Below are 25926 nucleotides of genomic sequence, written 5' to 3'. Positions count from 1 at the left end.
GCGGGCCCGACCGGCGGGTCCGCGTCAGTTCTCGACGAGGCGGCGGCCCTCGAAGGCGCGGCCGAGGGTGATCTCGTCGGCGTACTCGAGGTCGCCGCCGACGGGGAGGCCGGAGGCGAGGCGGGTGATGCGGATGCCGAGGGTGCTGAGCATGCGGGAGAGGTAGGTCGCGGTGGCCTCGCCCTCGAGGTTGGGGTCGGTCGCGATGATGACCTCCTGGACCTCGCCGTCGGCCAGGCGCTGCAGCAGCTGGCGGATCCGGAGCTGGTCGGGGCCGATGCCGTCGATCGGGCTGATCGCGCCGCCGAGCACGTGGTAGAGGCCGCGGAACTCGCGGGTGCGCTCGATGGCGGGGACGTCCTTCGCCTCCTCGACCACGCAGATGACGGCGCGGCTGCGGCGCGGGTCGCGGCAGATGCCGCAGGTCGCCTCCTCCGCGACGTTGCCGCAGATGTCGCAGAAGTGCACGCGGTTGCGCAGCTCCAGCAGGATCTCGGCGAGACGCGTCACGTCGAACGTCTCGGTCTGCAGGATGTGGAACGCGATGCGCTGAGCCGACTTCGGGCCGATGCCGGGGAGCCGGCCGAGCTCGTCGATCAGCTCCTGGACGATGCCTTCGTACATGCGGTCGCCTCCTCTCGGGATGCGGATTCAGTGGTGAGGAGTGCGGGAGTGAGGAGCGGGGCGACGGTCATGCGCCGGTCACCCGCGGACCGCGGGGGACGTGCGGCTGCTCCTCGATGAACTGGGCGCCGAGGATCTCGCGCACCACGGCCTCGCCGTAGCGCTGGCGGCCGTCGGCCGTGGCCGAGCGGGTGGTGCGGGTCACCGGGCGGGGCGCCGGCTCCGGCCGCTCGCGGGCACGGACGGGCGCGGGAGCGACGGGCGCCGGTGGTGCGGACGGCTCGCCGGGGGGCGCGACGGTCGCCCAGGAGTCGGGCATCGGCGGCTCGACCGGCGGCATGTCCTCCTCGGGCGGCTCCTCGTCGAACGGCGGCTCGTCGTCCGAGGGGCCGGCCGACGCGGCTGCCGGGCGGACCGGGGGCTCCTCCGCCGGGACGACCGGGGCTGAGCGCGGCGATGGGGCGAGGACCGGCACGTCGGACGGCTCGGGAGCGACGACCGTCTCGATCGCGGGCTCGGCGGCGACCTCGGCGGGGGCCGGGTCGGCCGGGATGGCGACCGTCGCCCATTCGTCGGGGTCGCTGGGGGCGGTCGCCGCCGCGGGCTGCTGCGCGGCGGACTGCTCGGCGGCGGGCGGCGGGGTCGCCTCGACGGCGGCGCGCTCGGCCTCGGGCGCGGTCGCGCGGGGCTCGACGCGGGCGATGTACTTCACCCGGAGGCCGAGGACCTGCTGGATCGCCTGGCGCAGGTGCTCGCTGACGCCGGGCTGACCGGCGCTGCCGGCCATCTTGAACGAGTCGACGTCGTTCTGGCTCGGGAAGGAGAGCGTGAGGACGTCGTCCTTCAGCGCCCGCACCTGCGCGGTGTAGGCGACGAGCCAGGCCGTCATCCGGGCCTTCTGCACGACCTCGAGGATCTCGGGCCAGCTGTCCTTCATCCGCTGCAGGGTGACACCGCCGGGCTCGTCCGCCGCGGAGGGGTGGGGCGCTGCGGCGGGCGCGGCCGGGCGCGGAGCCGCGGTGCCGGCCGGAGTCGCGTCGGCGGGAGTCGAATCGGCCGGAGTCGAGTCGGCGGCGGCGCTCGGGACGGCGTCGGGCGCCGCGGCCGTGCCGGAGCCGGCCTCGACCGACGCCGCGGAGACGACCGGGGCCTCGACGCGCGGGGCCGCCGCGATCGAGTCCGGCACCGACTCCGGCGTCGCGGCGTGCGACGGGAGGTGCGGCTCCGGCATGCGCGACTCGGGCGCGCGGGTCCCGGGTGCGCGGGAGGCGGCGGCACGGGACTCGGGCGCGCGCGGCTCCGGAGCACGCGAGTCGGCGGAAGGCCGCGTCGACGCCGGGGCGGCCTGCGACGGCGCCGGTACCACGACGGACGCCGGAGCGGCCGCCGCGCCGGCGCCGTGCACCAGCGTGCGCGCGATCATCAGCTCGAGGTGCAGCCGCGGCGAGGTCGCGCCCGTCATCTCGGTGAGCGCATCGTTGACGATGTCGGCGATGCGGGAGAGCTCGCCGAGCCCGAGGGCGCGCGACTGGCCGGCCATCCTGTCGAGCTCGTCCTGGGAGACGCCGCGCAGGACTGCGGAGGCCGCGCCGCCTGTGGCGGCGACGACGATGAGGTCGCGGAGCTTCTCGAGCAGGTCCTCGACGAAGCGGCGCGGGTCCTGGCCGGTCTGGATGACCCGGTCGACGGCGCCGAACGCCTCGGCGGAGTCGTGCTCGGCGAGCGCGTCGACGACCTCGTCGAGCAGCGCGCCGTGGGTGTAGCCGAGCAGCGCGACCGCGCGCTCGTACTCGACCGTCTCGTCCTCGGAGCCGGCCATCAGCTGGTCGAGGAGCGAGAGGGTGTCGCGGACCGAGCCGCCGCCGGCCCGGACGACCAGCGGGAGCACGCCCGCGGCGACGCTCACCTTCTCGCGCTCGCAGAGCTCCTGCGTGTAGTCGAGCATCTGCGCCGGCGGGACGAGCCGGAACGGGTAGTGGTGCGTGCGCGAGCGGATCGTGCCGATGACCTTGTCGGGCTCGGTCGTCGCGAAGATGAACTTCACGTGCTCCGGCGGCTCCTCGACGATCTTGAGCAGTGCGTTGAAGCCCTGCGGCGTCACCATGTGCGCCTCGTCGAGGATGAAGATCTTGAAGCGGTCGCGGGCCGGGGCGAAGATCGCCCGCTCGCGCAGGTCGCGCGCGTCGTCGACGCCGTTGTGGCTCGCGGCGTCGATCTCGACGACGTCGAGCGAGCCCTGACCGTCGCGGCTGAGCTCGACACAGCTGTCGCAGACGCCGCACGGGGTGTCCGTCGGGCCCTGGGCGCAGTTGAGGCAGCGGGCGAGGATGCGCGCCGACGTCGTCTTGCCGCAGCCGCGCGGGCCGCTGAAGAGGTAGGCGTGATTGACGCGGTTGGTGCGCAGCGCCGTCATGAGCGGATCGGTCACCTGGGACTGGCCGATCATCTCGGCGAACGTCTCCGGCCGGTACCGGCGATACAGGGCTGCTACCACCCGACAAGAGTAGCCGCGACCTCCGACACCGGACGCGGGTCGCCGGAGCCGCCGCCTCCCGTAGCCTCGAGGCCGTGACCGGCCGCCCCCGCACTCCCCCGTTCGACGCCGTCGTCCTCGCCGGCGGACGCGGCGAGCGCCTCGGCGGCGCGGCCAAGCCGCTGCTCGAGCACGGCGGCTCGACGCTGCTCGCGCACGCCCTGGCCGCTGTCGCCGGCTCCCGGCGCGTCGTGGTCGCGGGACCGCCGGAGCTCCGCGGCGGAGTCGGAGCGGCGCTCCTCGTCCAGGAGCGGCCCGCGTTCGGCGGACCGGTCGCCGGTCTCGCGGCGGCGCTGCCCCTGCTCGCGCGGGAGGACGCGGCCGGCTGGATCGCCGTGCTCGCGGCCGACCTCGTCGATCCCGCTCCGGCACTCGATCGGCTGCTGGCCGCCGCCGCGGGTCCGGAGGCCGACGCCCTGCTCGCCGTCGACGGGGACGGCCGCGCGCAGCTCCTCCTCGGCCTGCACCGCCGAGCTGCTCTGACGGCCGCTGTGGCCCGGCTCCCCGAGGTCGACGGCGCCTCCGTCCGCGCACTCCTGGCGGGGCTGGCCGTGCGGCTCGTCGAGGTGCCGGCCGGATCGACCGCGGACGTCGACGACCGCGCCGACGCCCGCCGCCACGGCATCGCCGTGCCGGGCGCGGAGAGCGCGCGGGGCGCAGAATCCGAACCGGGCGCAGACTGAACGCGTGACCCACGACACGAACGCGACCCCTTCCTCCGCCCCGGACGCCCGCGAGGACACCGCCGCACTGCTCGCCGCCTGGTGGGACGAGCTGAGCGCCGCCCTCGGGCTCGCCGACGTTCCGGTCGAGCGCGACGCCCTGCTCTCCCTGGCCGGCGACGCGGCGCACGGCGTGGTGCGGCCGGCCGCTCCGCTGACGACGTTCCTCGCCGGCTACGCCGCGGGCCTGCAGGGCGGCGACCGGGCGGCGCTCGACGCGGCGGTGCGGACGTCTCTGGAGGCCATTCGCATGCGAACGCACGAATCCTGAGACGCTACTCCCTCCCCCTCGATCCGGCACCAGGCTTCGGGCGTACGTTTCGCTCGAGCCTCGACGCCGCGGCCCTCCTCCGGACGATCGCGGCGCGGCTCCCGCGGGCGCTCACGCACCGCGGTCGCATCCCGTGAAGGAGAACCGCATGTCAGGCAACAGAGCAGTCGCCTACAAGAGCCCCGGCGTCGTCGAGGTCATCGACATCGACTACCCGACCTTCGAGCTGAAGGACGGGCCGGGCGTGAACCCGGCGAACATCGGCAGGAAGCTGCCGCACGGCGCGATCCTCCGCACCGTCTCGACCAACATCTGCGGCTCGGACCAGCACATGGTCCGCGGGCGCACCACCGCTCCCGCCGATCTCGTCCTCGGGCACGAGATCACCGGCGAGGTCGTCGAGGTCGGGCCGGACGTCGAGTTCGTCAAGGTCGGCGACATCGTCTCGGTGCCGTTCAACATCGCCTGCGGCCGCTGTCGCAACTGCAAGGAGCGCAAGACCGGCATCTGCCTGAACGTGAATCCGGACCGCCCGGGCAGCGCCTACGGCTACGTCGACATGGGCGGCTGGGTCGGCGGGCAGGCCGAGTACGTGATGGTCCCCTACGCCGACTGGAACCTGCTCGTCTTCCCCGACCGCGACCAGGCGCTGGAGAAGATCCTCGACCTCACGATGCTCTCGGACATCTTCCCGACCGGCTTCCACGGCGCGGTCACCGCGGGCGTCGGCGTCGGCTCGACGGTCTACGTCGCCGGAGCGGGCCCGGTCGGACTGGCCGCTGCCGTCGGCGCGCAGCTGCTCGGCGCGGCCGTCGTGATCGTCGCGGACCTCAACGAGGAGCGGCTCGCGCAGGCGCGCTCGTTCGGCTGCGAGACCGTGGACGTCTCGAAGGGCGACCCGGCCGGGCAGATCGAGCAGATCCTCGGCGTGCCGGAGGTCGACTGCGGCGTGGACGCCGTGGGCTTCGAGGCGCACGGCAACGGCGCCGACTCGGGCACCGAGGCGCCGGCCACCGTGCTGAACTCCCTGATGTCGATCACCGCGGCGGGCGGCGCGCTCGGCATCCCGGGGCTCTACGTCACCGGTGACCCGGGCGGAGTGGACGAGGCCGCGCAGGAGGGCTCGCTCTCGATCCGCCTCGGGCTGGGCTGGGCGAAGTCGCTGTCCTTCACGACCGGCCAGTGCCCGGTGATGAAGTACAACCGCTCGCTGATGATGGCGATCCTGCACGACAAGGTGCAGATCGCGAAGGCGGTGCAGGCCACGGCCATCACGCTGGACGAGGCGCCGCAGGGCTACGCCGACTTCGACAAGGGCGCCGCGAAGAAGTTCGTGCTCAACCCGAACGGGTACCTCGGCTGAGCCCGTCGACGGCGCCGGGTCCTCGGATCCGGCGCCGTCGCCGGCCCGCCCTGGGCGCGACCAGAATGGACGGATGAGCGACATCGACTGGGACGGCGCTCGCGCGCGGATCAGCACGGCGACCGCTCCCGGGCCGCTCGCGACGGTCGCGCTGCTCGAGGCGGAGGGCTCTGTCACGGCGACCGCCGTGCTCGCTCCGCGACCGCTCCCCCACTACGACTCCTCGGCGATGGACGGCTGGGCCGTCCGCGGGGCGTCGCCCTGGCGGCTCGGACCGGGCAGCGCCGAGCCGATCGTCACCGGCGGGGTCGTGCCGGAGTGGTGCGAGGGCGTCCTCCCGAGCGAGCGCGGCCGGGTGACCGGGGACGTGCTCTCCTCGGAGCACCCGGTGCCGCTCGGACGGCACATCCGCAGCGCGGGCGACGAGGCCCCGGCCGGAACCGCGCTCGTCGACTCCGGCGTGCGGCTGCGGCCGGCGCACCTGGCGCTGCTCGCGATCTCGGGCTTCGACGAGCTCGTCGTGCGGCGGCCGGCGACGGTCGATCTGCTCTTCACCGGTGACGAGGTCGACACCGCGGGGATGCCCGGGGCCGGCCGCGTCCGGGACGCGTTCACGCCGCTGCTGCCGCCGCTCGTCGCGCGCGGCGGGGGTGCGGCGGGATCGGTGCGGCGGCTCGGCGACGACGACGAGGCGATCGCCCGCGCGCTGCTCGCGAGCACGGCTCCGCTGCAGATCACGACGGGCGGGACCGGGCGGTCCCGGGTGGACGCGGTGCGGCGGGCGCTCCGGATCGCGGGAGCGACCGTCCTGGTCGACGGGGTCGCGATGCGGCCGGGGCATCCGACGGTGATCGCGTCGCTGCCCGGCGGGGCGGTCGTGCTCGCGCTGCCCGGGAATCCGCTCGCCGCGTTCCTCGCGGCGCTGTCGTTCCTGCCGCCGGCGCTGGACGCGGCGAGCGGGGCCGCCGCGCCGGTGCTGCGTCAGGGCGTGCTGGGAGAGCCGCTCGGCCGCGCCGGGTCGACCGTGCTCGTGCCGGTCGTCGAGGCGGACGGCGTCTGGCGGGCGGTGCACGGGATCCGCTCGCACATGCTCTCGGGGCTCACGGTGGCGGAGGCTGTCGCCGTCGTTCCGGCGGGCGGTGCCGCGGCCGGGGAGAGGGTGCGTCTGCTGCGGCTGCCGTGGTGAGCGGGACCGGGCTGCTGGCGGGGCGGGTCTCGATACGCCGCTGCGCGGCTACTCGACCAGCATGTTCCGCAGCGGCCGTAGCGAGTGGCCCGCCTTCATGCTGATCGAGTAGCCCGCGCAGCGGGCGTATCGAGATCGACCGGCGTCAGGAAGGGTGGGTCTCGATACGCCGCTCCGCGGCTACTCGACCAGCATGAGGGCGAGCCGGCCGCTGGGCGGCCGGGCGGATCAGGCGGCCGGCTCCAGGCGGACGACGACGGACTTCGAGGTGGGGGTGCCGCTGACGGCCGCGGTGGAGTCGAGCGGGACGAGCACGTTCGTCTCGGGGTAGTAGGCCGCGATGCAGCCGCGCGGGGTGTCGTACGCGACGACGCGGAAGGACGGGGCTCGGCGCTCGAGGCCGTCCTCCCACTCCGAGACCAGGTCGACCATCGCGCCGTCGGCGAGGCCCTGCTCGGCGATGTCGGCAGCGTGCACGAAGACGACGCGACGGCCGCCGTGGATGCCGCGGTAGCGGTCGTCCTTGCCGTAGATCGTGGTGTTGAACTGGTCGTGCGAGCGCAGCGTCTGCAGCAGCAGGCGCCCCCCCGGGACCTTCGGGTACTGCAGCGGGTTCGCGGTGAAGCGGGCGAGGCCGGTCGCGGTGGCGAAGCGCCTCTCGTCGCGCGGCGGGTTCGGCAGGACGAAGCCGCCCGGCTCGTTCACGCGGCGCTCGAAGTCCTCGAAGCCGGGGACGACGGCGGCGATGTGGCGGCGGATCAGGCGGTAGTCCTCCCGCAGCGCCGCCCAGTCGACGACCGGCGCGTTCGGGCGGTCGGCGAGCAGGCGCTCCGCGATGCCGGTGAGGATGGCGACCTCGGACTGCAGGACCGGACTCGGCGGCGCGAGCCGCCCGCGCGAGGCGTGCACGGCGCTCATCGAGTCCTCGACGGTGACCCGCTGCTCCCCCGTCGCGCGCTTGTCGGAGTCGGTGCGGCCGAGGGTCGGCAGGATCAGCGCGCGGCGGCCGGTGACGACGTGCGAGCGGTTGAGCTTGGTCGAGACGTGCACCGTGAGCGCGAGCGAGCGCATCGCGGCCTCGGTGACGCCGGTGTCGGGCGTCGCGCGGGCGAAGTTGCCGCCGAGGCCCATGAAGACGCGCGCCTTGCCGTCGCGCATGGCGCGGATCGCGGCGACCGTGTCGGTGCCGTGCTCGCGCGGCGAGGCGAAGGAGAACTCGCGGTCGAGGGCGTCGTGGAAGGAGTCGGGCATCCGCTCGAAGATGCCCACCGTGCGGTCGCCCTGCACGTTCGAGTGGCCGCGGACCGGGCACACGCCCGCGCCGGGCTTGCCGATGCTGCCGGTCAGCAGCAGGACGTTGACGACGTCCTTGAGCGTCGCGACGGAGTGCGCGTGCTGGGTGAGCCCCATCGCCCAGCAGACGATGGTGCCCTCGCTCGCGGCGATCAGCTCGGCGATCGCGCGGATCCGGGCCTCGTCGATCCCGCTCGCCCGCTCGATCTCGGACCACTCGGTGCCGCGGATCTCGTCGAGGTAGCCCTCGAGCCCGTCGGTGCTCTCGGCGATGAAGGCGCGGTCGAAGACGCCGCCCCTCGCCTCCTCCGCGTCGAGGAGCGCCTTGCCGAAGCCCTGGAAGAGCGCCTGGTCGCCGCCCAGCCGCACCTGGAGGAAGTGGTCGGCGAGGGCCGTGCCGCCGCCGATCATGCCGCGGACGGTCTGCGGGTTCTCGAAGCGCAGCAGGCCCGCCTCGGGCAGCGGGTTGATGGCGACGATGGTGCTGCCCGCGCGCTTCGCCCGCTCGAGCGCGGTGAGCATCCGCGGGTGGTTGGTGCCCGGGTTCTGGCCGGCGACGATCAGCAGCGGCGCCCGCTCGACGTCGCGGAGGCTGACCGTGCCCTTGCCGATGCCGATCGTCTCGGTCAGGGCCGAGCCGCTGGACTCGTGGCACATGTTGGAGCAGTCGGGCAGGTTGTTGGTGCCGAAGCCGCGCACCAGCAGCTGGTAGACGAACGCGGCCTCGTTGGAGGTGCGGCCGGAGGTGTAGAAGATCGCCTGGTCGGGGTCGGCGCAGGCGCGCAGCTCGTCCGCGACGACGTCGAGCGCCTCGTCCCAGCCGACCGGGCGGTAGTGCGTCGCGCCCTCGTCCAGGAGCATCGGCTCGGTGAGGCGGCCCTGCTGGCCGAGCTGGTAGTCGTCCCAGCCCGCGAGCTCGATCAGCGAGTGCGCGGCGAAGAAGGCGGACGTGACGGTGCGCAGCGTCGCCTCCTCGGCGACCGCCTTCGCGCCGTTCTCGCAGAACTCGGCGACGTGCCGCTTGTCGGCCTCGGGCCAGGCGCAGCCGGGGCAGTCGAAGCCGGTCTTCTGGTTGACGCGGAGGAGGGTCTCGGCGCTGCGCAGCGGGCCCATCTGCTTGAGCGAGATCTGCAGCGCGTGCGCGACGCCGGGGATGCCGACGGCCCGCCTCTTCGGGGCGCCGACCGTGACGGCGCTCTCGTCGATCGGGTTCTCGCGGGCTTCGGCGTCATCGACCATTCCTGCATGCTACGTCGGGGAGCGGGTGGGAGGATGAGCGCCGGCCGTCCGGGCTCTCAGGTCGCGGGGCGGTGCGCCAGCCGCGTCGAGGAGGACCCCATGAGCCGTGCCGTCGCCCGGACCCGCCTGATCGCCGTCCGCGCCGGGGAGCCGACCCGCCGCCGCGAGGACGTGCTGGCCGTCGAGGAGCCGCTCGAGATCCGCGTGGGCGGGCGGCGCTTCAGCGTCACCATGCGCACTCCCGGGGAGGACTTCGACCTGGTCGCCGGGTTCCTGGTGTCGGAGGGGGTGCTCACCTCGACGGAGCAGCTCGCCGCGATGCGCTACTGCGCGAGCGGCGCGGGGCCGAGCGAGAACACCTACAACGTGATCGACGCGACGGTGCGCGGGGGCCGCGCGGAGATCCTGCTCGACCGCGAGCGCTCGGTGTACACGTCGAGCTCGTGCGGGGTGTGCGGGCTGGCGTCGCTCGAGGCCGTCGCGACGGAGTCGGCGTGGAGCGTGGCGGAGGATCCGCTGCGGGTGTCGACCGAGCTGCTCGTGTCGCTGCCGGACCGGCTGCGGGAGGCGCAGGCGGTGTTCGAGCGGACCGGCGGCCTGCACGCGGCCGGCCTCTTCGACTCGGACGGCTCGCTTCTGGCGCTGCGGGAGGACGTGGGGCGGCACAACGCGGTCGACAAGGTCGTCGGCTGGGGCCTGCGCGAGGGCCGGCTGCCGCTGCGCGGCACGCTGCTGCAGGTGTCGGGCCGCGCCTCGTTCGAGCTCGTCCAGAAGGCCGTGATGGCGGGCGTCCCCCTCCTCGCGGCGGTCGGCGCCCCGTCCTCGCTCGCCGTCGACCTCGCCCGCGACGCGGGTCTCACCCTCATCGGCTTCAGCCGCGGCGCGGGCTTCAACGTCTACGCGGGCGACGCCCGCCTCGCCGGCTGACGCGGGCGGGTCTCGATCCGCAAGCTCGGGCAGGGTGGGTCTCGATACGCCGCGTACCGCGGCTACTCGACCAGCATGCACAGGACGGCGACCGCGGATGGCAGCAGCCCGCGCGCGTGCGCGGCCCTCCCACTGCTTGCACGTTCATCGGCGACGTGGAAGGCAGCAGCTCGCGCGTCAGCGCGGCCCTTCCGCTGCTCGCACGTTCACCGGCGCCGTCGCCGGAAGCAGCTCGCGCGGCAGCGCGGCCCCACCGCTGCTCAGGCGACCACCGAGGGCGTCGGCCGCACCGTGCTTGCACGGACGAGGCAGAGGGCACGACCCGGAATCGCGTGCCAGCGATTCAGGGCAGCCCGACGCGACCCGCTCCACAGACCGCTCCCACCCGTGCAAGCCGACCGCGAGTCGTGTAGCGGCTCCGCCGCTACACGACCGACAAGCACTGCCGAGCGATCTCCAGCTCCTCGTTGGTGGGGATGACGAGGACGGCGACGCGGGAGTCGTCGGTGGAGATGCGGCGGGGCCCGCGGTCGCGGGCGGTGTTGCGCTCGGGGTCGAGCTCGATGCCGAGGCCCTCGAGGCCGCGGAGGGCGCCGGCGCGGACGGCGGGGACGTTCTCGCCGACTCCGGCGGTGAAGACGATCGCGTCGACGCGGCCGAGCTGGGCGTAGTAGGCGCCGACGTAGTGGCGGAGCCGGTGGTAGTAGACCTCGAGGGCGGCGAGGGCGGTCTCGTCGCCGGCTTCGGCCGCGTCCTGCACGTCGCGCATGTCGCCGCGGCCGGAGAGGCCGAGGAGTCCGCTGCGGCGGTTGAGCACGGTGTCGAGCTCGTCGGTGGAGAGGCCGGCCTTGCGGGCGAGGTGGAAGACGACGGCCGGGTCGAGGTCGCCGGAGCGGGTGCCCATCACGAGACCCTCGAGCGGCGTCATGCCCATCGAGGTCTCGACGGAGGCGCCGCCGTCGATCGCGCAGGCGGAGGCGCCGTTGCCGAGGTGCAGGACGATCGTCTTGAGGTCGGAGCGGCGGCGCCCGAGGAACGCGGCGGCGGCCTCGGAGACGAACTTGTGCGAGGTGCCGTGGAAGCCGTAGCGGCGGATGCGGTGCTTGTCGGCGAGCTCGGCGGGGATCGCGTAGGTGGAGGCCGCGGCGGGGATGGTGTGGTGGAACGCGGTGTCGAAGACGGCGACGTGCGGGACGCTCGGGAAGGCCTTCTGCGCGGCCTCGATGCCCTCGAGGTTGGCGGGGTTGTGCAGCGGGGCGAGGTCGCTGAGGTCCTCGATGTTGATCTTGACGAGGTCGGTGACGACGGTCGGCTCGTAGAAGCGCTTGCCGCCGTGCACGACGCGGTGGCCGACGGCGATCGGCGGGAACTCGTCGAGGCTCGGGCCGTGCTCGGCGAAGGCGCGGATCATCGCGTCGAAGCCGGCCGTGTGGTCCGGGATCGGCGTCTCGAACTCGACCGTGTCGCCGTCGTGGCTGTGCTTGGTGCGGCCGGTCTCCTCGCCGATCCGCTCGACGAGGCCGCTGGCGAGCGTCTCCTCCGTCGTCATCTCGATGAGCTGGTACTTGAAGGACGACGAGCCGCTGTTGACGACGAGGACGACGGACACGGTGGGACTCCTGGGGGTTCGGGGTCGGACGGGGCGCTCGGGCGGGTGGCCCTCAGCGCACGACGGGGATGGCGGAGGTCGGCGGGACGATGGCCTGGGTCGCCGCCTGGATCGCGGTGATCGCGACGGTGTTGACGATGTCCTGCACGAGGGCGCCGCGGGAGAGGTCGTTGACCGGCTTCCGCAGGCCCTGCAGGACCGGCCCGATCGCGACGGCGCCGGCCGAGCGCTGCACGGCCTTGTAGGTGTTGTTGCCCGTGTTGAGGTCGGGGAAGATGAACACCGTCGCGCGGCCGGCGACCTGCGAGCCGGGCATCTTCGAGGCGGCGACGGCCGCGTCCGCTGCGGCGTCGTACTGGATCGGGCCCTCCACGAGCAGGTCGGGGCGGCGCTCGCGGACCAGCGCGGTCGCGGCCCGGACCTTCTCGACGTCGGCGCCCGCTCCGCTCTCACCGGTGGAGTAGGAGAGCATCGCGATCCGCGGGTCGATGCCGAACTGCTGCGCCGTCTCGGCGGAGGAGATCGCGATGTCGGCCAGCTGCGCCTCGGTCGGGTCGGGGTTCACGGCGCAGTCGCCGTAGACGAGGACGCGGTCGGCGAGCGCCATCAGGAACACGCTCGAGACGACGGAGACGCCGGGGCTGGTCTTGATGATCTCGAAGCCGGGGCGGATGGTGTGCGCGGTGGTGTGCGCGGCTCCCGAGACCATGCCGTCGGCGAGGCCGAGCTGGACCATCATCGTGCCGAAGTAGGAGACATCGGTGACGGTGTCGTAGGCGTGGTCGAAGGTGATGCCCTTGTGCGCGCGGATGCGGGCGTACTCCTCGGCGAAGCGGTTGCGGTGCTCCGGGTCGAGGACGCTGAGGACGCGGGCGCCGTCGATGTCCAGGCCGAGGCTCGCGGCACGGGAGCGCACCTCGACCTCCTCGCCGAGGATCGTCAGGCGGGCGATGCCGCGCTTGAGCACGGTCGCGGCGGCGCGGAGGATGCGGTCGTCGCCGCCCTCGGGCAGCACGATGTGCCGGTCTGCGATGCGGGCGCGCTCGATCAGGCCGTACTCGAACATCAGCGGGGTGACGACCTCGGAGCGGCCGACGTCGAGGAGGGTGAGCAGCTCGACGGGGTCGATCGCCTCGGCGAACAGGGCGAGGGAGGTGTCGCGCTTGCGCGGCGAGTCGGCGGCGAGGCGACCGCGTGCGGCGGTGACGCGCACGGCGGTGTCGTAGGTGCCGAGCTCGGTCATCACGATCGGCAGGCGGTTGTCGACGCCCTCGATCAGGCGGACGATCGGCTCCTGCAGCTCGAAGCCGCCGTTGAGGATGATCGCGGAGACCGTCGGGAAGTTGCCGGAGGCGTGCGCCATGATCACGGCGAGCACGACCTCGGGGCGGTCGCCGGGGACGATGACGACACCGCCCTCCATCAGGCGCGGCAGCACGTTGACCATCGACATGCCGGCGACGACGACGCCCAGCGCCTCGCGGCCGAGCAGCTCCGGATCGCCCGCGACGAAGACGCCGTCGACGGCGTCGATGATGCGCGAGACACTCGGGGCGACGAGGGACGGGTCCTCGTGGATCGCCCAGACCGGGGCGCCGGAGGGCAGGGCCTCGCGGATCGCGGCGACGGCCTGCTCCGAGGTGCCAGGGTCGGCGCGGTTGGCGACGACGCCGATGAGGCTCGCGTGCGCGGTGCGCAGCTCGACCGCGGCGAGCTCGGTGATCTGCCGCATCTCGTCGGGCGTGCGGGCGGGGGCCTGGCCGAGCTGCTCGCTCCGCGACGGGTCGCGACCGGTGAGGACGAGGAGGACGGGAGCGCCGAGGTTCGCCGCGATGCGGGCGTTGTAGCCGAGCTCCGTCGGGCTGCCGACGTCGGTGTAGTCGGAGCCGAGGATCACGACGGTGTCGCACTGCGACTCGACGGCCTTGTAGCGCTCGACGATGCGGGAGAGGGCTGCCTCGCCGTCGGCGTGCACGTCCTCGTAGGTGACGCCGATGCAGTCGTCGTAGGCGAGACCCGAGTCGGAGTGCCCGAGCAGCATCTCGAGCACGTAGTCGCGCTCGGAGGTGGAGCGGGCGATCGGGCGGAAGACGCCGACCCGCTGCACCTGACTGCTGAGCAGGTCGAGGACGCCGAGGGCGACCGTGGACTTGCCCGAATGACCTTCGGCGGACGAGATGTAGATGCTCTGAACCATCGGCGCAAGCCTAGCGACGGGCGCCCTCCGGAGGCTGGGCGCGTGCCCCGGATGGGAGAGCGTGCAGGAGCGGCGGGCTGGGGAGGAGAGGTGGGCCGGGTGCGCGATCCGTTAAAAGGAAAGACCCCCCGCGCACCCGCCAGAGCCCGGTTACCCTTGCTGCGTTTCCGCCCTGGGGGAGTTGGCCTGGATGGCGCCACGCGGGGAGCCGGGAGACAGTCTAACCGACGTCGGCGGGGTGCGGGCACGGCCGTCGCACTGCCGTGGTCAGCGGAGGGCGCCGGCACCGGCTAGTATCGATGAGTCGCGGCCACGGTCGCGCCAGGAGGATTCGCCTAGTGGCCTATGGCGCACGCTTGGAAAGCGTGTTGGGTGCAAGCCCTCGGGGGTTCGAATCCCCCATCCTCCGCCGAACGGCGCCGCACGCTCTCGCCAGCTGCGGCGCCGTTCTCTGCTTCCCGGCGCAGGTGTTTCCCGGCGCGTGGTGTTTCCCGGCGCACGGCGCCTCCCTCGCCGAGTCGCCCGAGAAGGCTCGTTCCCGGTGCGGAGAACGCGCCTTCTCGGGCGAGTCAGCGCGCTCGTCAGCGGGTGAGGCGCAGGAGCCACTCGTCGAGGAGGGCGGACTCGGCCGCGGTGAGGCCGTCGACGCCGGGCAGCGCGGTGCGCAGCGCGACCGCGTGGGCGGCGAAGGCGCGCGCCGCGGGGTCGGTCGGGCCCGCCTCCGTCGTGGTGATCGCGGCCAGGACGGCCTCGCGGGAGCGGGCGGAGAGCTCGTCGTCCGGCGCGGACGCGAGAGTGAGGGTGCAGCCGAGGGCGGCGGACTGCAGGAGGCGGGCGGCGTGCTCGACCTCGACGGTCAGGCGGCCGGCCTCCGCGACGGCGCGGACGTGGGCGGCGAGGACGGCGCGAGCGAGACGGGCCGCCTCCGACTCCTCCCCCGGTCGCCCGGTGAACATCAGGGCGTAGAGGTGCGGCTCGGCGAGGCCGAAGGCGATGTGGTGGTCCCAGGCGGCGCGGAGGGCGTCGACGGCGTCGGCCGGTGCGTCGACGGCGTCGAACTCGGCCTGGGCGGAGGCGAAGCCCGCGGCGGCGACGGAATCGAGCAGCCCGCGGAGGTCGCCGAAGGTTCGGTAGATGGTGGGCGCCTGGACGCCGGCCGCCGAGCTGATCGCCCGGGTGGAGACGGCGTCGCGGCCGCCCTCCGCGAGCAGCGCCGCCGTCGCGCTGAGGATGCGGTCGCGGGTCGTCGGGCTCTCGGTCACGAGTATCGACGCTAACACGGCGGCGTTAGCGGACATGCACCGGGAGTGCTGGTGCCGTGGATCTCGATACGCCCGCTGCGCGGGCTACTCGATCAGCATGGAGGGCGGCGGGGCAGGCTTCAGCACCAGCACGAGGGGCGCCGCCACATGCTGGTCGAGTAGGCGCCCGCAGGGCGGCGTATCGAGACCCGCCATCTTCAGCAGGGTGGATCTCGATACGCCCGCTCCGCGGGCTACTCGACCAGCATGGAGGGCGGCGGGGCCAGCTTCAGCACCAGCACGAGGGGTGCCGCCACATGCTGGTCGAGTAGGCGCCCGCAGGGCGGCGTATCGAGACCCGCCGTCCCCAGCAGAGTGGATCTCGATACGCCCGCGGAGCGGGCTACTCGATCAGCATGGAGGGGGCGCGCGCCCCAGCTATCAGCAGGGGCCGCGGGCGCTGACGGGGTGAGCTGCAAGGCGGAGGAGGAAGCGATACCGGCGGTATCGCGCCCGACGACAACGCCGCAGATCGCCCCGTCAGCGCCCGCGGCGGGCCGTGCCGAAGATGCCTCGGACGACTTCGCGCAACAAGGTCTTCCCCACCGAGGACCCGAGGACCTCCTCGACGACGGTCTTGTCGCGGCGGGGGGAGCGGGAGCGGGTGGTGGGCGCGGTGCGGCGGCGGGAGCGCTCGGCCGCCTGGTCGGCGCGGCGCTCGGCGGCGGCGCGGTCCTTGGCCCGCTGAGCGGCGGCGCGGGCGTCCTCCTTGGCGCGGCGGGCGTCCTCGGCGGCCTGCTCCTTGGCGCTGCGGGCGGCCTCGGCGGCCTGCTCCTTCGCGCGGCGGGCCTCCTCCTCCGCCTGCTCCTCGGCGGCGGCGCGGGCCTCCTCGGCGTCGGCGGCCGCGTCGAGGCGGCGGGTGAGGATCTCGCGGGCGGAGTCGCGGTCGAGCGGGGTGCCGTAGCGGGCGAGCAGCGGGGAGCGCTGGACGCTCGCCTCCCGCTCGGCCTCGGGGGTCGGCGCCATCGAGCCGCGCGGTGCCCGGAGCCGGGTCCAGGCGACCGGGGTCGGCGCGCCGCGCTCGTTCATCACCGTGACGATCGCCTCGCCGATGGGGAGCGCCTGCAGCACCTCGCCGAGGTCGTAGTCGCTCTCGGGGTAGGTCGAGACCGTGGCGCGCAGGGCCTTCGCGTCGTCGGGGGTGTGCGCGCGCAGCTGGTGCTGGATCCGCGAGCCGAGCTGGGCGAGGACGTCGCTCGGCACGTCCTTCGGGGTCTGCGTCACGAAGACGATGCCGACGCCCTTCGAGCGGATCAGCCGCACGGTCTGCGTGATGGCCGCGAGGAAGTCCTTCGAGGCGTCGCGGAAGAGCAGGTGCGCCTCGTCGAAGAAGAAGACCAGCTTGGGCCGGTCGAGGTCGCCGACCTCGGGCAGGTCATTGAAGAGGTCGGCGAGCAGCCACATCAGGAACGTCGAGAACAGCGCGGGCTTGTCCGCGACTCCGGGGACCTCCAGCAGGCTGACCACGCCGCGGCCGTCGGGCGCGAGGCGGAGGAACTCGGCCGTGTCGATCTCGGGCTCGCCGAAGAAGACGTCGGCGCCCTGGTCGGCGAAGGCGATCAGCTCGCGCAGGATGACGCCGGCGGTGGCCTTGGAGAGCCCGCCGAGCTCGGCCAGCTCGGCCTTGCCCTCGTCGCCGACGAGGTAGGTGAGCACGGCGCGGAGGTCGGAGAGGTCGACGAGCGGCAGCCCGGCGCTCTCGGCGTAGTGGAAGACCAGGCCGAGGCTCGACTCCTGGGTGTGGTTGAGGCCGAGGACCTTCGCCAGCAGCAGGGCGCCGAAGCCGGTGACGGTCGCGCGGACCGGGACGCCGGTGCCGACGCCGCCGAGCGCGAAGTACTCGGCGGGGGCGGCCTCGGGGGTCCAGTCCTGGCCGATGGTGCGGGTGCGGGCGAGCAGCTTCTCGTCGGCGATGCCGGCGGTCGCGAGGCCGGAGAGGTCGCCCTTGATGTCGGCGGCGAAGACGGGGACGCCGTGCGCGGAGAGCTGCTCGGCGAGGACCTGGAGCGTCTTGGTCTTGCCGGTGCCGGTCGCGCCGACGACGAGGCCGTGGCGGTTGAGCATCCCGAGCGGGATGCGGACGGGGACGTCGGCGCGGGCGTCGCCGTTGACGAGGGCGCCGATCTCGAGGGCGGGGCCGGTGAAGGCGTAGCCGGCTCGGACGGCGTCGACGGCGGACTCGGCGAGCGGTCCGGGCGCGGGGGCGGCGGACGGTGCGGGCGCCTCGACCGGTGCGGGTGCAGCGGCGGGCGCGGACCCCTCCCCCGGACCGCCGTCGACCAGCCGCACGTCGTCGACGACCGCGGCCGCCTCCTCCGGACCGGCGACCGCCTCGAGGGCCGCGGCGGCAGCCTCCGCGCGGGCCAGCGCCTCGGCGGCCTCGGCCTGCAGTCGTCGGGCGGCCTCGAGGGCCGTGCGTGCGTCGTCCCTCGCCGAGGCGAGCCCGTCGTCGTTGCTCATGGGGTCAGCCTAGGGTCGCGGCGCCGGCCGAGCCCGGCTCGCCCCGGCCCGATCCGCGCGCACCCCGCATCGACCGGCGTCCCGCCCGGCCCCCGCCGACCGCGCTCCCGCTCAGTCCTCGCGGACGTGCCACGGCTGGCCGTAGCCGCCCTCGTCGAGCGGGCGGGCCATCAGCTCGAGGAACGGCTCGGCGTCGAACGCCTCCGGCCCGAGCACCCCGGAGCCCGACCAGGCGCCGGTCGCGAGCAGTTCGAGGGCGATCACCGGGTTGAGTGCGGTCTGCCAGACGACGCACTGGGTGCCGTACTCGGCCATCGTCCACTCGTTGTCGCTGACGTGGTACAGGTACACCTCGCGGTGCTCGCCGTCCTTGGCGCCGGAGACCCAGAGGCCCGCGCAGGTCTTGCCGGTCATCCGCGGGCCGATGCTCGCCGGGTCGGGCAAGCCCGCGGCGACCACGTCGCGCGGCGAGACCAGCACCGGTCCGTCGGCGGAGCGGACCCGGACCGGCTCGGTGCGGTCGAGTCCGAGCAGGTTGAGCGTGCGGAGGACGCCGATGAACTCGGCGCCGAGGCCGTACTTGAAGGTGACCCGCTTCGCGTCGAGCCAGCGCGGCATCAGCAGCACCTCCTCGTGCTCGACGTTGACGCACTCGACGGGGCCGATCCCCTCGGGGAACTCGAAGACCTCCGGCTCGGAGAACGGCGGCGTCGTGAACCAGCCGCGGTCCTTCTCGAAGATCACCGGCGGGTTCAGGCACTCCTCGATGGTCGTCCAGATCGAGAAGGAGGGCGCGAAGATCTCGGCGCCGGAGTCGTCGCGGACGACGAGGTTCGCGCCGTCGCGGACGCCCAGCTCGTCGATCTCGTCGAAGAGGTGGTCGGCGGCGTAGCGGGCGAAGACGTCGGAGAGCCCGGGCTCGACGCCCATGCCGACCAGGGCGAGGCGGCCGGCGGATTCCCACGTGGGCGCGGCGGCGAACTGCTCGTCGCCGAGCTTCAGGCCGGTCTTCGCGTGCGGCTCCTCGGGGTGCGGCCGGGAGAGGCTCATCGCCATGTCGACGTAGTCGGCGCCGGCGGCGAGGGCGCCCGCGAAGATCGTCGGCACGAAGGACGGCTCGACCGCGTTCATCACGTGGGTGGCGCCGTGCGCGCGGGCGACGGTCTCGACGTTCTCGGCGTCGGAGGCGTCGATGCGCGCGGCGACGAAGCGGTTCTCGACGCCGTCGGCGCCGTGCCGCTCGAGGATCCAGGCGACGGTGCGCTCGGCCCGGGCGAGCTCGTAGTCGCAGACGATGATCTGCTCGAAGAAGGAGCGGCGGGCGGCGATCTTCGCGAAGGCGTCGCCGACGCCGCCGGCGCCGACCAGGAGGATTCTCATGCAGCCACCGTAGCGACGGAATCACTCGTGGTTCAAGGCCCGGACCGCGGGAATCGTGAGGCGGATCGGATCCGCACGACGGATTCCGTCACTCCTGCGCCGTCTCCTCCGCGATCTCGAGGAGGCGGATGAAGCGCGAGAGCCGCTCGAGCGCCGCCATCGAGGTGGGCGGCGACGCCGCGAGCGCGGGCGAGTGCACGAGGTAGGCGGCCCACTTGGCCCGAGAGATCGCGACGTTCAGCCGGTTGGGCAGCAGCAGGAACTCGAGGCCGCGCGGGACGTCGGCGCCGGAGGACGCGGCGAGCGAGACGATCGCGACGACCGCCTCCCGGCCCTGGAAGAGGTCGACCGTGCCGACCAGCGTCTCCTCGAGCCCGGCGGCGTCGAGGGCGTCGCGGAGCAGCGCGCCCTGCGCGTTGTAGGGGGCGACGACGATGACGTCCGCGGCGGTGAGCGCGCGCTCGCCGTGCTCGTCGGTCCAGGAGCGACCGACCATGGTCAGCGCGATCTCGACGACCCGGCGCGCCTCGTCCGGGGAGGACGTGGTGTCGCCGGCGTGCACGACCGGCACCGCGTGCAGTCCGGGCGCGACGCCGTCGAGCCGGCGCTGCTCCGGGGCGCGGGAGGAGAGGGCGCCCTCGTAGGAGAGCTCGGAGACGGCGGCGGCGAGCGCGGGGTGCATCCGGTAGGTCTGCGCGAGGAAGTAGCCGAAGGCGGGCGGCAGGACGTCGTGGCCGTCGGCGAGCCAGCCGAGCGCCGACTCGTCGACCGGCTCGGGGTGCGAGCCCTGGCTGACCTGCGGGAGCTGCTGCGGGTCGCCGAGGAGGAGCACCCGCTCGGCGGCGATCGCGGAGGCGATGGTCGGCGCGAGCGAGAACTGGCCGGCCTCGTCGATCACCAGCAGGTCGAGGGAGCGGCGCGGGACGCTGCCCGCGTTGGCGAAGGTCCAGGCGGTGCCGCCGACGACGCAGCCGCCGCCCTCGGCGAGCGCCGCGAGGGCGGCGCCGTTCTTCACCGGCGTCCAGGCGACGGCGGCGAGGGCCTCCGCGGAGCTGCCGGCCTTGGGCACCTTCGCGACCCGGGCGGGGTCGACGCCCTTCGCGACGACCGCGGTCAGCACGTTCTCGACGACGGAGTGCGACTGCCCGACGACGCCGACCCGCCAGCCGTGCTCGGTGACGAGCCGGGCGATGACGTGCGAGCCGACGTAGGTCTTGCCGGTGCCGGGCGGGCCCTGGACGGCGAGCGTCGCGCGCTCGAGGCCGAGCAGGGTCTCGACGACCGCGGCGATGACGTCGTCGCCCTCGACCGGCGCGACGACGGCCGGGGGCACGCGCCGGAGCACGTCGAGGGCGGGGTCTGCCAGGAGCGCGGGCAGGGCGTCGAGCACCTGACCGCCCCACTCCGCGATCGCCTCGGGCTGCGGGGCGGCCCGGGGCGGCGGCGCGGGCGCCAGGGCGATCGGGACGTCGTCGTGCGGGTCCTCCCCCGCGCGCAGGCCCTCCTTGAGCAGCAGCACGACCCGCTCGCCGTCGTCGGACGCGGCGAGGATCTCGGAGCGGTCGGAGGCTCCGCGCATCCCCGGGCCGGGCGAGGGCGCCCCGGGCGGCGCCGGGGAGTCGTAGACGAGGAACGGCTTCGCGCCGATGCCGAGCCGGCTGCCCGGGGCGAGGCGGCCGAGGATCCGCAGCTCGCGGGAGAGGGTGCGCGCCCGCGCCGGTGTCGACCAGTCGCGGACGACCTCGACCCGCTCGACGACGACCACGTCGCGGGCGTCGGCCCAGTCGTCGAGCGGCTGGCGCAGCCGGTCGAAGTGCTCCTGCCAGAAGGTCTTCGCCTCGCGGCGGTGGTAGTCGATCGCCGCGCCGGCGAGGGCGAGGGCGGTCTGGTCGGGGCTGCGCTCGCGGGGTTCGATGCCCTCGACCTCGGCGAGGAGGGCGACGGCGACCGGGTCCGGCTCGCGCGGCACGGGCAGGTCGACGTCGACGAGCGGGAGCGGCTCCTCCTCGCGGGCGGGGGCGAGCGAGCGCAGCCAGTCGCGCAGGCGCAGGGTGGAGCGGCAGTCGTAGGCGTTGTACTCGCCGATCTCGGCGAGGCGGCGCTCGCCCTCGCGGCGGTCGAGCTCGGCCCTCTCGGGGTCCCTGTCGGCCGACGCAGCGTTCCGATCGGCCGACTGCAGCAGCGCCCGCGCCTCGACGTACTCGGTGATGCTGTCGGCCGCGTTCGTCACTCCCTCGGTGTCGCGCGCCTCCGCGCCCATGTAGAGCGGCTCGAGCTTCTTGATCGAGTAGCTGCGCGAGCCGACGCGCAGCGCCCGGCGGACGACCGGGTAGAGGTCGACGAGGACGCCGTCGCGCAGCAGCGCGTCGACCTCCTCCTCCCCCGTGCCGTGCCGCTGCGCGAGCGAGAGCAGGTGGCTGCGCTCGTAGGAGGCGTAGTGGTAGACGTGCATCCGCGGGAAGCGCGCCCGCCGCTCGCGCAGGAGGGCGAGGAAGTCGACGAGGGCGCGGCGCTCGGCCGCGAGGTCGTGCGCCCAGAACGCGGTGAAGGACTCGTCCTGGTCGACCATGCCGAAGAGGTAGTCGAGGCCCCACTGGCCGTCCTCCGCGTGCAGCGGATCGCCCTCGAAGTCGAAGAAGAGGTCGCCCGGGTCGGGGGCGGGCAGGGCGGTCAGCACGGAGGCGTCGACGACCTCGACGACGGGGACGTGGTCGGCCGAGGCCTCGGTGGCGAGCTGCAGGCGGGCCTGGGCGCGCAGCGTCTCGGCGGCGCCGGCGCTCATCCCGGGGACCGGCCCCTCGCTGACCGCGAGCGCGTCGAGGGTGGTGATGCCGGCGGCGGCGAGCTTCGCGCGCTGGTCGAGGCGCATGCCGGCGACCAGGATCGGGTCCCGGTGGGCCTGCACCTCGGGCGCGCAGAGCCCGCAGCGGCCGCAGGCGGTGAAGCGCGGATCGCCCCACGCCACCGGCTCGGTCGCGGCGAGATGCTCCTCCAGAACCGCGCGCAGGCGCGCCCGCTGGACCCGCTGCACGGGGGCGATCATCGCGAGGTCGTGGCTGGTGGTCGTGCCGTCGCCGAGGACCAGGTGGACCTTCTCGCCGACACGGATCCCCCGCGCCGCCATCTGCTCCGCGTACGCGGCGAGCTGCAGCAGCGCCGGGATCTTCGCGTGCCGGGCGAGCTTGGTGTCGTAGACCTCGTAGGCCCCGTCCTCGGTGCGGAGCAGGAAGTCGGAGAAGCCGATGAAGGTGCCGTCGTAGAAGGTGGCCTGGTAGAGCACGTCGACACCCGCGCGCATCGCCTCGACGGCCTCGTCGGCGGCCCGCGCGTAGTCCGCGCGCTCGGGGCGGGCGAACTCGAGGACCTCGTGCGTGCGCTTCAGCTCGGCGAGGAAGGCGACCTCGTGCTCGTCGCCGAGGACGGCGGTGCGCTGGAGCATCGCGTCCTCCTCGACGACGACGCGGGGCGCCCGACCGAGGGTCGCGTCGAGCCGGCGGAGCACCGCCCACTCGCAGGACGTCCAGGAGGAGAGATCGGTCGGGCTCGTGACGAGGCGGACTCCCCCGCTGCGGTCGTCCTCGAGATACACGCGACTCCCTCCCGGGCCGCCGGGCGACGACCGCCTCCAGGGTAGGGCGACCCTCCGACACCGGCGCGTGCGAGGCTGGGCGGATGACCAGGGCGCGCTTCGAGATCATCCCGTCGGACGGCATCGGCGAGAAGGCGGAGCGGGCGTTCCCCGATCCGGCCGCGGTGACGCTGACCGTGACGAGCCTGCCGAAGCACGGGACGGAGCGGACGATCGACTCCGCGGTGGAGCTGGCCGGCCGCGGCTTCCGGGTCGTGCCGCACCTCGCGGCGCGGAACGTCGAGGGTCGCGAGGCGCTGGAGCGCGCACTCGGGCGGATGCGGGACGCGGGGATCGACGAGGCGTTCGTGATCTCGGGCGACGCGAGGAGCGCCGCCGGCGGCTACTCCACCTCGCTCGAGCTCATCCGCGACGCCCGCGAGCTGCGGCCCGAGCTGGCTGTCGACATCGCCGGCTACCCGGAGGGGCACCCGCACCTCTCGGACGAGAGCATCGCGAAGCACCTGCGCGAGCGGGCGCCGTACCTCCGCGGGATCGTCACGCAGATGTGCTTCGACGTGGACGCGGTCGACCGCTACGCCGACCGGCTGCGGGCGGACGGGATCGACGCGGAGCTGTGGGCCGGAGTGCCGGGGCCGGTCGAGCGGGCGCGGCTGCTCTCGCTCGGCGCGCGGATCGGCGTCGGGTCGTCGCTCGGCTTCCTCAAGCGGAGCTCGTCGGTGGCGGGCGGGCTGCTGCGCGGCCGCCGCTTCGACCCGTCCGCCTTCGTCGGCCGGCTGGAAGCCGCCGTGGGCGACCGCCTCGCCGGCCTGCACGTCTACACCTTCAACGAGCTGGACGGCCTGCGCGACTTCTGACCCCCTCCGCGAGATGCCACTTGTGAGCGGTTTTTGCGGCGTGTCGCGCTCATAAGTGGCATCTCGCGGTGGGGATCAGCGCGAGGTGCGGACCCAGATGGGCGGGTGGGGGAGCTCGGACTCGGTGCGGAGGCGGCCGGCCAGGGGGGCCCAGACGATCAGGGCGACGGCGAGGCCGAGCAGCAGGCCGCCGATGGTGTCGGTGAGCCAGTGCGCGCCGAGGTAGGTGCGGCTGGCCATCATCGCGACGCTGTAGAGGAAGCCGGCGATCCAGACCCAGAGCAGCGGGAAGACCAGGGCGAGCACCATCGCGGTGGTCGAGGCGTTCGCGGTGTGGCCGGAGGGGAAGGAGCCGTAGTCGCTGGTGACCAGCATGTCCTCGGGGCGGGCGCGGCCGACCAGCTCCTTCACGAGCTGGGTGGCGCCGACGCTGACGAGGGCGGCGAGCGCGTAGTAGAGGGCGGCCCAGCGCCGGCGGAAGACCAGCAGCACGATGATGATCGCGACCGGGATGATCGCCGTGCCGACGATCCCGGCGCCGACGGTGTTCATGATGAGCGCCGGGACGTCCCAGACGCTCGAGCGGTGCTCGACGATCTCGTCCATCCACTCGACGTCGAACGAGAACGCGCTGGTGGGCCGGAAGGCGATGATCACGGCGAGGATGATCGTCACGGCCAGCGCGATCGAGGCGGAGATCAGCGGCCAGCGGCGCGAGACGTGCCGGGCGGCCTCCGTGGTGAGGACCTTCGAGACGACGTCGTCCGAGGGGGCGCGCCGGTGGAGGCGCTCGCGCTGCACGGCGTCGGGCTGGGCGACGCCGGGCTCGGTCTTCAGGGGGTCGTGGCGAGGATCCATCCGGACATGATGGCGCCACCGGACGTTCGCGCGCTGGGGGTTGCGGGCGGGTCGCGCGGGTCGGGCCCCTCCGGCCCGGCGGATCAGTCCTGCAGGGCCGGGACCGTGCGGGGGCGGACGACGAGCCAGAGCGCCAGGATCGACACGGCGGCGGTGGCCATCATGACGCCGGCCATCGGCACGGCCGACTCGGCGCCGAAGAGGCCGGAGATCGGCGAGAGGATGCCGGCGGTGCCGAAGTTCACGGCGCCGAGCAGCGACGCGGCGGTGCCCGCCTCGCGGCCGTGGTTGACCAGGCCGAGCACCTGCACGCAGGGGAAGCTGAAGCCGCAGGCCGCGATGAAGAACCAGAGCGGCACGAGGGTGCCCCAGATGCCGAAGCCCAGGCCGTCGAAGAGCGCGATCAGCCCGGCGGTGACGAAGAGCGTGACCGTGGTGACGGCGAGGATCCACTGCGGGCCGACGCCGCGGCGGCTGAGGTACGAGGACGCCTGGACGCCCGAGACCACGCCGAGCGAGTTCACCGCGAAGAGAAGGCCGTACTGCTGCGCGTCCAGGCCGTAGAGCCCCTGGAAGAGGAACGACGAGCTGGAGAGGTAGGTGAACAGACCGCCGAAGGTCATGCCGCCGATGATCGCGACGCCGACGAACACCCGGTCGGAGAGCACCGCGCGGTAGCGCTGCACGAGCGAGCGGGAGTCGCGGTCGGCGCGCGCCACCCGGGGGCGCGTCTCGACGATCAGCAGCGCGACCGCCAGCATCACCAGCAGGCCGTAGGCGGCCAGGAAGACGAAGATGCCGCGCCAGTCCATCACCAGCAGCAGCTGCGAGCCGATGACCGGCGCGAGCACGGGCGCGAGGCCGGAGACGAGCGCGAGCCGCGACAGCATCTTCACCAGCGGACGCCCGCCGAACAGGTCGCGGACCATCGCCATCGCGACGACACCGCCCGCGGCGGCGCCGGCCCCCATCAGGAAGCGGAAGACGCCGAGCGAGACGATCTCGGGGGCGAACGCCGCGCCGACACAGGCCAGCACGTGCAGCGAGGTCGCGAGCAGGATCGGCAGCCGCCGCCCGACCACGTCGCTCCACGGCCCGACGACCAGCTGCCCGAGCGCGAAGCCGAGCGTCGTGCCGGTGAGGGTCAGCTGCACCGCCGCCTCCGACACGTTCAGCTCGCTCTGCAGCGCGGGGAAGGCGGGGAGGTAGAGGTCGATCGTGAACGGGCCGAGCGCGGTGAGCGCGCCGAGCACGATCACGTAGACGAGGCGCTGACGGTTGGTCAGGGCGTCGCCGGCGTGCCGGTGCACGGGGATCGAACCGGTGGGGGTCGGGGCGAGAGAGGTCACGGAGCCTTCCTGCGGAGCGCAGAGCGGAGAAGGGAGAGGGGAGCGCGGAAGGGCACCGCCTCTACCGCCAAGCGACGGGAGACCGGATTCATTCCCTGACTATCGAATCAATTCGACCGGGTGTCGCGCAAGGGTCTGAGCCGAGCCCGTGGACCGGAGTGCGCCTTC

17 protein-coding genes, 1 tRNA gene and 1 other RNA gene are annotated in these 25926 nt (G+C 73.9%); 7 read left to right on the top strand and 12 right to left on the bottom strand.

Annotation, left to right across the window (positions count from 1 at the left end):
* Window positions 1-24: 24 nt before the first annotated feature.
* Together recR and MT355_RS02715 are read right to left on the bottom strand one after the other, a co-directional pair.
* On the bottom strand, window positions 25-624 hold the full coding sequence (recR, locus tag MT355_RS02720; protein ID WP_123447702.1) for a recombination mediator RecR: 600 nt from the start codon (window positions 622-624) through the stop codon (window positions 25-27).
* 67 nt (window positions 625-691) lie between these two features.
* The gene (locus MT355_RS02715) at window positions 692-3118 is read right to left on the bottom strand and encodes a DNA polymerase III subunit gamma and tau (protein ID WP_243598433.1); all 2427 of its coding nucleotides are present in this window, start codon (window positions 3116-3118) and stop codon (window positions 692-694) included.
* Between the two features lie 74 nt (window positions 3119-3192).
* On the opposite strand from MT355_RS02715, the gene MT355_RS02710 reads away from it, so the two are divergent.
* The 4 genes from MT355_RS02710 to MT355_RS02695 all read left to right on the top strand — a co-directional run bounded on the left by MT355_RS02710 (window position 3193) and on the right by MT355_RS02695 (window position 6699).
* Complete coding sequence (locus MT355_RS02710; protein ID WP_243598432.1) at window positions 3193-3840, top strand: NTP transferase domain-containing protein; 648 nt, start codon at window positions 3193-3195, stop codon at window positions 3838-3840.
* Window positions 3841-3844: 4 nt separating this feature from the next.
* Window positions 3845-4150, top strand: coding sequence for a DUF6457 domain-containing protein (locus MT355_RS02705; RefSeq protein WP_207901812.1), 306 nt, complete (start codon window positions 3845-3847; stop codon window positions 4148-4150).
* Window positions 4151-4298: 148 nt separating this feature from the next.
* Window positions 4299-5513 (top strand): formaldehyde dehydrogenase, glutathione-independent, encoded by a 1215-nt coding sequence (gene fdhA, locus MT355_RS02700; protein ID WP_123447705.1) that lies wholly within the window; start codon window positions 4299-4301, stop codon window positions 5511-5513.
* A gap of 73 nt (window positions 5514-5586) precedes the next feature.
* Window positions 5587-6699, top strand: coding sequence for a molybdopterin molybdotransferase MoeA (locus tag MT355_RS02695; protein ID WP_243598431.1), 1113 nt, complete (start codon window positions 5587-5589; stop codon window positions 6697-6699).
* A 228-nt stretch (window positions 6700-6927) separates the two neighbouring features.
* On the opposite strand, the gene MT355_RS02690 is transcribed toward MT355_RS02695, so the two are convergent.
* Window positions 6928-9231, bottom strand: a complete 2304-nt coding sequence (locus MT355_RS02690; RefSeq protein ID WP_243598430.1) for an FdhF/YdeP family oxidoreductase — start codon at window positions 9229-9231, stop codon at window positions 6928-6930.
* A gap of 99 nt (window positions 9232-9330) precedes the next feature.
* On the opposite strand from MT355_RS02690, the gene fdhD reads away from it, so the two are divergent.
* The gene (gene fdhD, locus MT355_RS02685; RefSeq protein WP_243598429.1) at window positions 9331-10158 is read left to right on the top strand and encodes a formate dehydrogenase accessory sulfurtransferase FdhD; all 828 of its coding nucleotides are present in this window, start codon (window positions 9331-9333) and stop codon (window positions 10156-10158) included.
* A gap of 424 nt (window positions 10159-10582) precedes the next feature.
* Here the strand turns inward: fdhD and MT355_RS02680 are convergent, their stop codons facing one another.
* From MT355_RS02680 to ffs, 3 genes are all read right to left on the bottom strand, one after another.
* Complete coding sequence (locus tag MT355_RS02680) at window positions 10583-11767, bottom strand: acetate/propionate family kinase (RefSeq protein ID WP_243598428.1); 1185 nt, start codon at window positions 11765-11767, stop codon at window positions 10583-10585.
* 52 nt (window positions 11768-11819) lie between these two features.
* The gene (pta, locus tag MT355_RS02675) at window positions 11820-13964 is read right to left on the bottom strand and encodes a phosphate acetyltransferase (protein WP_243598427.1); all 2145 of its coding nucleotides are present in this window, start codon (window positions 13962-13964) and stop codon (window positions 11820-11822) included.
* 116 nt (window positions 13965-14080) lie between these two features.
* Window positions 14081-14177, bottom strand: an RNA gene (gene ffs / locus MT355_RS02670) — signal recognition particle sRNA small type.
* A gap of 111 nt (window positions 14178-14288) precedes the next feature.
* On the opposite strand from ffs, the gene MT355_RS02665 reads away from it, so the two are divergent.
* A tRNA-Ser gene (locus MT355_RS02665) sits at window positions 14289-14373 on the top strand.
* 172 nt (window positions 14374-14545) lie between these two features.
* On the opposite strand, the gene MT355_RS02660 is transcribed toward MT355_RS02665, so the two are convergent.
* From MT355_RS02660 to MT355_RS02645, 4 genes are all read right to left on the bottom strand, one after another.
* Window positions 14546-15226, bottom strand: a complete 681-nt coding sequence (locus MT355_RS02660; protein WP_243598426.1) for a TetR/AcrR family transcriptional regulator — start codon at window positions 15224-15226, stop codon at window positions 14546-14548.
* 519 nt (window positions 15227-15745) lie between these two features.
* Entirely contained in the window at window positions 15746-17725 is a 1980-nt protein-coding gene (locus tag MT355_RS02655) for a helicase HerA-like domain-containing protein (RefSeq protein ID WP_243598425.1), read from the bottom strand.
* Window positions 17726-17836: 111 nt separating this feature from the next.
* A complete protein-coding gene (locus MT355_RS02650; RefSeq protein WP_123705224.1) occupies window positions 17837-19105 on the bottom strand; it encodes a saccharopine dehydrogenase family protein in 1269 nt (422 codons plus the stop codon).
* 88 nt (window positions 19106-19193) lie between these two features.
* The gene (locus MT355_RS02645; protein WP_243598424.1) at window positions 19194-22694 is read right to left on the bottom strand and encodes a bifunctional RecB family nuclease/DEAD/DEAH box helicase; all 3501 of its coding nucleotides are present in this window, start codon (window positions 22692-22694) and stop codon (window positions 19194-19196) included.
* An 83-nt stretch (window positions 22695-22777) separates the two neighbouring features.
* Between MT355_RS02645 and MT355_RS02640 the strand changes: the two genes are divergently transcribed.
* Complete coding sequence (locus MT355_RS02640; RefSeq protein WP_243598423.1) at window positions 22778-23551, top strand: methylenetetrahydrofolate reductase; 774 nt, start codon at window positions 22778-22780, stop codon at window positions 23549-23551.
* A 75-nt stretch (window positions 23552-23626) separates the two neighbouring features.
* Here MT355_RS02640 and MT355_RS02635 read toward each other — a convergent pair whose 3' ends face one another.
* Both MT355_RS02635 and MT355_RS02630 read right to left on the bottom strand, forming a co-directional pair.
* The gene (locus MT355_RS02635; protein ID WP_243598422.1) at window positions 23627-24409 is read right to left on the bottom strand and encodes a phosphatase PAP2 family protein; all 783 of its coding nucleotides are present in this window, start codon (window positions 24407-24409) and stop codon (window positions 23627-23629) included.
* A gap of 83 nt (window positions 24410-24492) precedes the next feature.
* The gene (locus MT355_RS02630; RefSeq protein ID WP_243598421.1) at window positions 24493-25758 is read right to left on the bottom strand and encodes a multidrug effflux MFS transporter; all 1266 of its coding nucleotides are present in this window, start codon (window positions 25756-25758) and stop codon (window positions 24493-24495) included.
* Window positions 25759-25926: the final 168 nt, after the last annotated feature.

The organism is Rathayibacter sp. VKM Ac-2929, assembly GCF_022815495.1.
GTDB lineage: Bacteria > Actinomycetota > Actinomycetes > Actinomycetales > Microbacteriaceae > Rathayibacter > Rathayibacter festucae.
Note: the sequence above shows the minus strand (reverse complement) of the source record. Positions and strands in the feature narration are given on the sequence as shown.